Source organism: Psychrobacter sp. APC 3279 (assembly GCF_030407795.1).
GTDB lineage: Bacteria > Pseudomonadota > Gammaproteobacteria > Pseudomonadales > Moraxellaceae > Psychrobacter.
In genome coordinates, this window is the sequence record NZ_JASDCR010000007.1 from 144,197 (window position 1) to 153,869 (window position 9,673).

General features: G+C 43.1%; 8 protein-coding genes and 1 pseudogene. 3 read left to right on the forward strand and 6 right to left on the reverse strand.

Translation table 11 applies throughout. The annotated features are described in order from the left end of the window. Nucleotides 1–160 precede the first annotated feature (160 nt). Both QL898_RS05330 and QL898_RS05335 read left to right on the forward strand, forming a co-directional pair. The gene (locus tag QL898_RS05330) at nucleotides 161–1,081 is read left to right on the forward strand and encodes a LysR family transcriptional regulator (protein ID WP_290176052.1); all 921 of its coding nucleotides are present in this window, start codon (nucleotides 161–163) and stop codon (nucleotides 1,079–1,081) included. 111 nt (nucleotides 1,082–1,192) lie between these two features. Then, on the forward strand, nucleotides 1,193–1,711 hold the full coding sequence (locus tag QL898_RS05335; RefSeq protein WP_290176053.1) for a DUF302 domain-containing protein: 519 nt from the start codon (nucleotides 1,193–1,195) through the stop codon (nucleotides 1,709–1,711). A gap of 91 nt (nucleotides 1,712–1,802) precedes the next feature. Here the strand turns inward: QL898_RS05335 and QL898_RS05340 are convergent, their stop codons facing one another. The 6 genes from QL898_RS05340 to QL898_RS05365 form a co-directional block, all read right to left on the reverse strand. Beyond that, the gene (locus QL898_RS05340) at nucleotides 1,803–2,090 is read right to left on the reverse strand and encodes a DUF4031 domain-containing protein (protein ID WP_290176054.1); all 288 of its coding nucleotides are present in this window, start codon (nucleotides 2,088–2,090) and stop codon (nucleotides 1,803–1,805) included. A 95-nt stretch (nucleotides 2,091–2,185) separates the two neighbouring features. Then, nucleotides 2,186–4,450 (reverse strand): DUF3488 and transglutaminase-like domain-containing protein, encoded by a 2,265-nt coding sequence (locus QL898_RS05345; RefSeq protein ID WP_290176055.1) that lies wholly within the window; start codon nucleotides 4,448–4,450, stop codon nucleotides 2,186–2,188. Continuing rightward, nucleotides 4,447–5,463: a DUF58 domain-containing protein gene (locus QL898_RS05350; protein ID WP_290176056.1), complete on the reverse strand. Its 1,017-nt coding sequence runs from the start codon at nucleotides 5,461–5,463 to the stop codon at nucleotides 4,447–4,449. The genes QL898_RS05345 and QL898_RS05350 overlap by 4 nt, the downstream gene beginning before the upstream one ends. Before the next feature lie 247 nt (nucleotides 5,464–5,710). Continuing rightward, the gene (locus QL898_RS05355; protein WP_290176057.1) at nucleotides 5,711–6,736 is read right to left on the reverse strand and encodes a MoxR family ATPase; all 1,026 of its coding nucleotides are present in this window, start codon (nucleotides 6,734–6,736) and stop codon (nucleotides 5,711–5,713) included. Nucleotides 6,737–6,785: 49 nt separating this feature from the next. After that, on the reverse strand, nucleotides 6,786–7,244 hold the full coding sequence (locus QL898_RS05360) for a c-type cytochrome (protein ID WP_290176058.1): 459 nt from the start codon (nucleotides 7,242–7,244) through the stop codon (nucleotides 6,786–6,788). A 64-nt stretch (nucleotides 7,245–7,308) separates the two neighbouring features. Further along, the gene (locus tag QL898_RS05365) at nucleotides 7,309–9,396 is read right to left on the reverse strand and encodes a GGDEF domain-containing phosphodiesterase (protein ID WP_290176059.1); all 2,088 of its coding nucleotides are present in this window, start codon (nucleotides 9,394–9,396) and stop codon (nucleotides 7,309–7,311) included. Nucleotides 9,397–9,586: 190 nt separating this feature from the next. On the opposite strand from QL898_RS05365, the pseudogene QL898_RS05370 reads away from it, so the two are divergent. Beyond that, a pseudogene (locus QL898_RS05370) lies at nucleotides 9,587–9,673 on the forward strand (IS1595 family transposase); the annotation flags it as partial.

Sequence of the window (9,673 nt, forward strand, 5' to 3'; positions counted from 1 at the left end):
AAATAAAGATAGACTGAGCTTATCTTGCCTGCCCTCTCTAGGCAAGCATCGATGACAGTAAAACACCATCTATTTACATTGATACTAACCATTATATTTGTTTCTGAGCGGATAACAATATGCTATATTTGCAAATATCTTTTACATATTGGTAATAATCATGCACTGGGAAGGGATTAGCGAGTTTGTCTATGTCGCAGAATATGAGAGTTTTACGCGTGGTGCAAAAGAGCTGGGTATCTCGACGGCACAAATCAGCCGTCAGATCAGCGCGTTAGAGAAACGCTTAAATATAAAGCTGCTATATCGAACCACACGCAAGGTCTCATTAACCGAAGAAGGCCGCGTATTCTATCAGCACTGCCGCAGTGTGCTCGATGGCTTGGATGCCGCTGAGCAAGCCGTAAGCAACTTACAATCAAAGCCTCAAGGCAGAATAAAACTAACAGCGCCCGTTACTTATGGTGAGCAGCAGTTATTACCACTTATCAATAATTTTATGATGCAATATCACGATATCGAAGTGACTGCCTTTTTGAGTAATCAGAAAATTGATTTGATTGAAGGGGGTTATGATTTGGCCATTCGTATTGGCAAATTGCATGACTCGACGATGATGGCAAAGAAACTTAGCCTGCGTACTAACTTTGTCTGCGCGGCACCCTCTTATCTAAAAAAACACGGCGTACCACACCATCTAAGTGATTTAAGTCAACATAACTGCCTATTGGGTACTCGTGACTACTGGCACTTTATAGATACTGCTAAAGTACAAGAGAACAGGGATGCTCATAGTAAGACGAACAACCAACAAACGAGCGTAGAAAGGAACCTGCGTGTCTCTGGTACGGTGCAATATAACAGCGGCTATAGTCTGGTCGATGCTGCACTAAAAGGGTTAGGTATCGTACAGCTGCCTGATTACTATGTGCAAAAGTATTTAGCGTCTGGCGAGTTGGTCAGTTTACTTGATGACTATAGAGAGCCCGAAGAAAGCATTTGGGCCATTTATCCACATAACCGTCATTTATCACCAAAGATTAGACTGCTCGTAGATTATCTAGCAGAACATTTGGTTTAACGTTCTGTTAAGACGTATTGCAATCACAAACCTGATTACGCACAATGAATATTCGATGTTGCTCATTATAGTTAGGACTAACCATACTACAGACAACTTAAAGGTGTCATTATGATTAAAATCGTCTCTATCGCTGCACTAGCAGTGGCCGTTTCCTCTTGTGCCAGTATCGATACGCTGCTAGATAAAACCAAGAGCACTGGTGCTATGACAGACACTACTACCTCTATCAATGCCGAAAAAGGCTTGGTAACTTTACAGAGCAATCACTCCGTCAAAGATACCGCAGACAAGCTGGTCTCAGTTATCGAAAGCAAAGGTATGAAAGTATTTGCACGAGTCGACCATCAGAAAAATGCACAGAGTGCCGACTTATCATTGAGGCCAACGCAAGTCATTATGTTTGGTAACCCTAAAGCAGGTACGCCATTAATGAACTGTGAACAAACCGTTGCCATTGATTTGCCGCAGAAAATCTTAATTAGCGAAGATGCTGATAAAAAAGTATGGCTGTCATACAATAACCCTGACTACCTCAAGACACGCCACAATATCAAAGGTTGTGATACCGAGATTGCTAATATCTCAAAAGCACTTAACACTATCAGTACTGCAGCAACGGCAAAATAATGTGCTCGATATAGTTGAATAAATATATAGTTTAGTAAATAAGTGAAATGTGCGGTGGAAATATTACTTATTTACTTAAAAATCCCTCATATCAAGAATGACTAGTTTGCTCTATCTGGTCATTCAACTCTACTTTTAATTTCTTTGCGCATTCGATAATCTTTTTTCTATCGGCAGGAATAGCACCTTGTGCAATAGCGATTTCACGCATTTGAACCGTGATATCATAATGAGGATAGCTGGCATTACGATGAAATAGTCGCGCATCCACATCAATAAATGCTGCAAAATCATGCAGCTCTTGCAAGCTATCCGCCAGCATATGACACCACTTATGGCCTTTGAATTTTATCTGCACAAAATCTACATATATTGCCATCTAACCACCTATCTACTTATCCACTAATTCGCTTATCTGTTTTTTAATTAGCTCAAAATACCTTAGTAACTTAATAGTACTATCACCCAAAATCTTTATAACAATGCACGTACGTCTTTTTTAAGTTGTTTGAGTCGTTCTTGATACTCGCTATGACTGCTATCAAATGTACTCAGTCGTCCATAGCGTAACTGACGGTAGTTTTGTCTAACTTCAATAAGCTTTGTCTGAATAACGATTGGGTCACTACTATCTGTTAGCTGACTCGTAGCAGATTGGGCATTGTCACCCTGACGGCTATCAATAGCCGATGCCAAACGTTCCAACCAAGCTAGCTGACCTTCGTTATCATTGCGGGCTAATAATTTGTCGTGTTTGGCAACACGTTTTGAGAGCTGAGCAAGAGGCAGGTCTGCTGGATGCCAACGTTTGCGGCGGCGATACCAAATGACAAATATTAAGATAGCCATAACGGAAACTGCACTGGTGGCTAACCAAATGATTTGCTGCATGATTGAGCTGATATTGAACCATTTGAGTAGCGAGTCGGCCTGTTTGTCTTGGTCATAGCCGACTATGTCTTTTTGCCAGTAGTAGCTCGCTTGGTCTGATAGGCGGCGTAGCGTTTGCAGCATTTGATACTGCTGATAGCTGATTTGTGCACTGGCGCCATTGCCAAACATAGCCGCCCCTTGCTGCTGGGTCATCGTATTCATACCTTGCTCTACTCGCTCAGGCGCCACAAAGGCTGTCGGATCCACACGTACCCAGCCTTGACCCTCAAGCCAAACCTCAGTCCATGCATGCGCATCCATTTGCCGCACTTCCCATATGTTACCATTGCGACTCGGCTCACCGCCTTGATAGCCCGCTACTACTCGTGCAGGAATACCAGCGGCGCGTAGCATAAAGGTAAAGCTTGACGAATAATGCTCACAAAACCCTGCTTTGGTTTCAAATAAAAATTCATCAATCCGATTGGTATTGAGCCGTGGTGGCGACAACGTATAGCGAAACTCTGTTCGATTGATCCATTGCTCGATAGCCGCTATGTAGCGCACAGGGTCTGAACCTGACTGCTTAAATAATTGCTTAGCCAGCGCGCGCGATTGAGGGTTACCTTCATTAGGCAAGGCAAGGTTCTCACGTCTTGATGCCTCTGTCAGAACCGGATCAATACGCATCTGTGCAAACTGCAACACATCATAGCGAAGCTGCTGCGTAACAGGTTGACCCTTTGATAAGGTAAATTCAGAGGTAGTATTGATATCTGGCTGCTCAGAGAACGGATAATCAAGACCAAATAGCCAATTTTGCTGAGTGGGTTCTAAGATAACCTTGTAATTGACAGGTGCCGCCCTTGATTCATCAGGTACAGTAGCAAAGGCGTTCTGAATCCATGCAGGTGCTTGCAATCTCGATGACCATTGATCCTTTTGGGAAGCCGGTCGCCATGTGACACCATCGAAATCACTAAATACCAAACCGCGCCAATACATCTGCTGTTGCGGTGGACGCTCATCAGCAAACTCTACCCGAAAGGCCAGCTCAGTTGACTGTCCTAAATTAGCAAAGTCACCAGGAGACATACTATCAGAGACACCTGTGGTTGCTTGCTGACCTGAGAGCTGTACGGACCACAGTGGTGGCAGTCTCGGAAAAAACAGAAATAGCACCACCAATAATGGCAATGCGCCAACACCTAACACGCCCAATGTACGCAAGCGTCCATCACCGCTCGCATTGCTATCATCATTAAGCGCAATAAATGCTAGCAATACAATGACTGCGCCAACGATCACTTCTAAAGTAGTCAGTAAACCTTGGTCCATCAAAAATAATGCCGCAAGCACGAATAATGATAAATTCAATATCACATAGGCATCGCGGCGCTTATACAGCTCCCATAGCTTACTAACTAGGCATAACACCAAAAATGCCACACCCATATCAAGCCCAAATGCTGTATTGTAGGTTAGCCATAGACCTAATAGCCCCAACAAAAATCCTAGCATTTGCATACTTTGATAAATACGCTTTAGGTGCGATAGTTTTTTGAATTTAGCTTTGATATGAGGCAGTTGAGCGACGATACTGACGGCGGCAAATCCTATCAGCCATAATGGTAAATGTGCGGCATGCGGTAACACAACGACGACTTGGGCAATTAATACCCAATAATAAGCTGGCAGTGCAAATAACTTACGATACCATTTAGCGTCATTTCGCTCAGGTCGAATTGAGACTTTTTGACCTAACGCCAACTGCTCAAAGCTGGCCGTTTTTGTAGCATCGACCGCAGAATACTCAGTGGACAGTGTATCAACATCAGCAGAAGATGAGCGTATAGAGTTGATCATGGTGCTTTCGCAAGCCTTAGCAAGCATGCTTGCGCAAAGGATTCCCCGTTACCCATCTCCGCAGTAGAAGGAGTATCACTAGGTAAACGCATTTGAAACGGCACGCCTAGCTGACCTAGCGTCAATGCGCCATAAGCCAATTGTGCAAGTTTGTGCTCGTGATGTGCAGCTGGCATATCTGCATAATCAAGCATTTGCTCATGACCAACCGGATCAGCGAAGTGCTTGGTTAGCATACCTTGTCCCCGCGCCACATGCCCCCAAGAGACTCGGGCCAATGACTCACCCTCGACATAGTTATCTAATCGCTCAAAGTCGTCCTGACCCTGTCTATACTGCCCACCTGTTGGTAAATCCTCTAAGCTTGCAATTGCATATTTTGCTTGCCAGTCAAAAACTTCAGGTTTTGGATATACCCAAGCTGTACGCGCAAAGTAGACATAAGACCATGCACGCATAATACCTAATGGATAAACTGTTTTTATTTTTAACCGCGGTAGTTCAAGCTGACCACGGTTGTAGGTCTGGACAGGCAGTCGAACGACTTGCTCACCTTGTAATCGCGTGATGAGTATTGAGCTTTGCGTGTTTGTGCCATTTTTGGTTTTCTTATTGGTTATCTGCTCAAATTCAAATAGCAACTGACGCCGTGGTTGGCGACTATCACTATTCAACTGTAGTGTAACCCAAACAGGCAAGCCAGCTTCTGTCATAGTGACTTCTAGCAGACGCACTTGCAGACCAGATATATGAGCAAAAGTAACATGAAAACTAATTAACCAAATACTGACCAGATAAAAGCACAAACCAAGCACCAAATTGTTGCCATAATTGATACCCGCGATAAAGGTAATTACTAACAATACGGCGAATAGCATCCCTTCACGACTAAAGAAAATATAGACATTACGCAAATTAAGCGTAGCACTATCACTCTTAGGTGCACGCGCGGCAAACCAGCGGCTCAGAGCTGATTTTATTGGTGCGGTTAAGGCCTTTGGCAACAAGCTCATGACTACCCTATTATTACCATCTAAATAACAATGCTGTCAGTATTTGTATCTGACTGACAAACAAACTCACGAATAGAACGATACAGTTGATTCAGGACAATTTGAATACAAGAAAAGCGGGTGAAAATACCGTAAATAGTGAACTGAGTGACTTTGATATTTTCTCTAAGTTATATAGATTTGACTATGTGTAGAACTACATTTCACCGATGCAGTTAATCAATACGGTCAAACAGCATATCAGCTGCTAAGCGACGACTAATACTTCTGCTAGGATACGTTGGGCGATGGTTTTTGTCGCTTGTCCACCAGTCACATGCGCGGGTACGAAACGCTGACCGAGGCGATGATCAGTAACCGCAGCAAACACCGCTTGGATATCTTCAGGGGTCACTTCCATATATCCCGATACATAGGCATGCGCTTGGGCAGCACGTTGTAGCGACAATACGCCGCGAGGTGATAAGCCATGATACTCCTGGCTTGCGCGAGTTTTTGCAACCAGTCTTTGCAAGTAATCCAATACAGTATCTGCCACATAAACCTGCCTAACACCCTGCTGAGCCAATAGTACAGCTTCAGTATCAAGTACCGTATTCAAGTCTTTGAGTAGCTCGCGACGATCTTTACCTTTTAGCAGCTCACGCTCTGCGGTAGGCGATGGATAACCCAACGATAAGCATAATAAAAATCTGTCTAACTGCGACTCTGGGAGCGGATAGACACCTGCTTGTTGCAATGGATTTTGAGTGGCAATGACAAAGAACGGTTGCGGCAAAGGATACGTCTGGCCATCTTGCGTGACTTGTCGCTCCTCCATCGCTTCAAGTAGCGCACTCTGCGTTTTGGGACTGGAACGGTTGATTTCATCAGCAAGTAATAACTGAGTAAAGATAGGACCCGGACGAAACTCAAATTGCTGTTTACTTTGGTCATAGATGCTCATACCTAAAATATCAGCAGGCAACATATCATTGGTAAATTGCACTCGGCTAAAACTCAAACCTAACAACTGTGCCAAGCCCTGTGCCAAAGTCGTCTTACCCATACCGGGCAAGTCCTGTAACAACAAATGACCGCCTGCTAAGATACAACTGAGTGCTAGCCTAACTGCTTGCGGTTTGTCCAATACAATCTGATTTAATTGCGCTAACAGCTGTGCAATTTGCTGCTGATTGCGTTGAAAATCAGCCGTACTAGGTATGGACTGGCTGAGCGGATTCGCTGTTTTTTCAGAGGTGGATAATGATCTATCGTTAGCTGCATGGGTCATAGTAGGTTATTGGCTCATTTTTTGGGTCATAACGATGATAAGTCAGATGTCAGTTTATATCATCTGTAGCGGTTGGTGCAGCAGCACGGAGCGTAGATAAATAAGCAATGATATCGGCACGCTCTTTCGCATCTGGCATCGGGTCAGACAGCATTTTGGAGTCTGGCATGGCTTTTTGGGCATCTGCAATATATGGATCGAGTGTCTCTGCGTCCCACACCCAACCTGAATCTTCTAGTCCTTTGCTGTAGGTATAATCTTTTAACTCGGCAGCCGGCGCACCATATATATTCATTAATTGTGGGCCTTTCTTATTCAGGCCCGCATTACGTTGGTGACATTGACCACAGGCATCTTTATAAATTATCGAGCCGTTGTCTGCATCGCCGTCAGTATATAAGGGTAGAGTCACAGGAGCACGGTGGTCAGGTGGTGTTTTCTCACAAGCTGTGAGCAACAGAACAGCAGCCAAAAGGCTGCTCATTTGATATCTATTGATAAGGGACATTTTTAGCAATCTTTGGTTGAGGAATATCATCGCCATAACATAAACGATATGATGTATTGGCCTTTTAACTCGCTACCTTTATTGTGCTACTAGGCTCTTCTAAATAATACCCTTGCAAATAGCGCGCGCCCACACTCCAAGCGACCGACATCGTTGCTGCATCTTCGATATAAGGCATGAGCACATCAACCTTGATATCATTAGTACGCGCAATAAGAGATTTAACCGTTTCTAGATTTTCTGCTGAACCAATATCTTGGATATAACTGCGCGCCAAGCGTACCATATCAGGCTGGACAAAATTGGCAATTTCAATAGATTTGACAGAAGAGCCAAAATTATTAATACCTAGTTGACAGCTAACATCGCTGAGTGCGGAAAATTGAGATTTGGCGACGGTTAAGTGATCAGAGATATCTATTTCATTGAACTGTAGTGTCAATACACCAGCTGCGCCGCCTACCGCTTTTATCAATTGACTGGCGACAATCGGCAGTTTTTTATCAACCAGTGAAGCATTAGTTAATTGTACTAACAATCTGGCTTCAGGATGAACCTTACGGACGTCATTGATTTTCTTACAGGCATTGATAAGCACCCATCGATCAATCTTTTCTAACAGTTGATGTTTTTTAGCCACCGCCATAAATTGATCAGGGGTTAATACCGTATTGTCAGCATCTGACAGCGGTAACCGCAGATACACTTCAAAAAAGTCGCTACGATCGTTGTTGATGTCGTATATCGGCTGAAATGATAGCTCAAAGCGGTTATTAGTAATGGCATCCACTAATGACTCAGCAAGTGCATGATCATCGCTATTGGCATGTTCGCTTGGGTCATATATACGGTAAGACCCACCACTATTAGAAGTCTCTACCATGATTTGGCTGATAGCATCCATGGCGCGTTCTAATATGATGACAGGCTCTACCGTATTTTTTTCGATTTTGACAATAGCAATGCTAACTGTTGTATTCGTTGTACGTTTATCAACTTCAATAAACATACCCTTTATAGACGAACCGATATGCGCAGCAAGTTCTTCAAGATCATTCGTCGTCTTGTTTTTTACTAATATCGTGAATGCGGTATCGCTGAAACGGCTTACATGCCCATCAGGTACTAGCTCAGTCAACGTGTGGGCAACTTGTTTGACCGTTGCATCTATTCCTTGTAGACCCAAACTACTTCTTATTTTTCCTACATTATCAACCTGCACATATAGCAGGGCTGCTGTTATTAGTCCTTGGGACGCCTGCTGATGTATCGCTATCATCTGATCTTCAAAACCGCGACGATTATCTAGGCCCGTTAAATTATCTTTACGTTCAGCTTCAGCTAAACGCTTAGCAACCTCCGCACTATTATTACTATTCTGCTGAATAATAATCTGAATGACTGGCTCGCCCTCTAACGTGGCTGATGCTAGTTGTAGCTTTGCTTCAAAAGTACTACCATCTGTCCGTACACTTTCAAAATTAAACTCAACGTCTTGGCGACTGCCTTTGTCAAACTGACGTAAAAACTGTTTAAATCCTTGGACACTATCTCTACCTGAAATCAAGTCAATAATAGGCACGCCTACCACTTCATTCATCGATTTAAAGCCGAATAGCTGAAGATAGGGCTCATTAGCAAATATATGAATACCTTCGTCTATATAAGCGACCGCGCTCTTAGAGTTCTTAATCAACACATTGGCACGTTGTTCTGCTTCAGAAAGCACTTGACGTAAGGTTTTTAGCTCACGGCGACTGCGCAAACTACTATGCTGCAGACAAATAGCCATTACGACTGGCATTTCTTGATCCATTTCAAGCGCTTTGACCATCGTGCCACTAATAATAGTCGGTAGCTCATACTCATTGTAGGCAGTTGACGCTACCTCTTCATTCATTAAACAGATCATCGGCAGATCGATATTTTGCTCTTGTACAATGCTTACCACATCGGTAAAGCTCATATTATAAGCTTTGCCAAATACCAGTACATCCCACGGTTGGCGCAGAAGTTTCAATAGCTCTTCTTTATCGTCCAAAAACCCTAAATTTACACTATCATAATAAGGACTCAATAACTGTACAAGACGTTCAGCGTAGAGCTGATCATCATTGATCACCAATAAATTCAAAAGAGATTGAGAGCGCATAAGGAGCCTTTTAGTCGTACGTCGTGTTATCTATTATTTTTTTACTTTATATCTTCGTTTAAAACTAACCTAACATATAAAAGACGCTAGCGTTAAGATACTATGAATCCTATCAGTATGGACTGAGTTTTCACCATGATAATTATTTTAGGGGCTGTCCTAGATAAGTAAAATTATTTAGGATAGCACTATGAGAAAGAGTAAACTAAGTTGGTATAAACAAAGCAGACTAATCGAGTTATTTGTTGCCGGTTCTACCGCGAGAACAGCAGCAAGC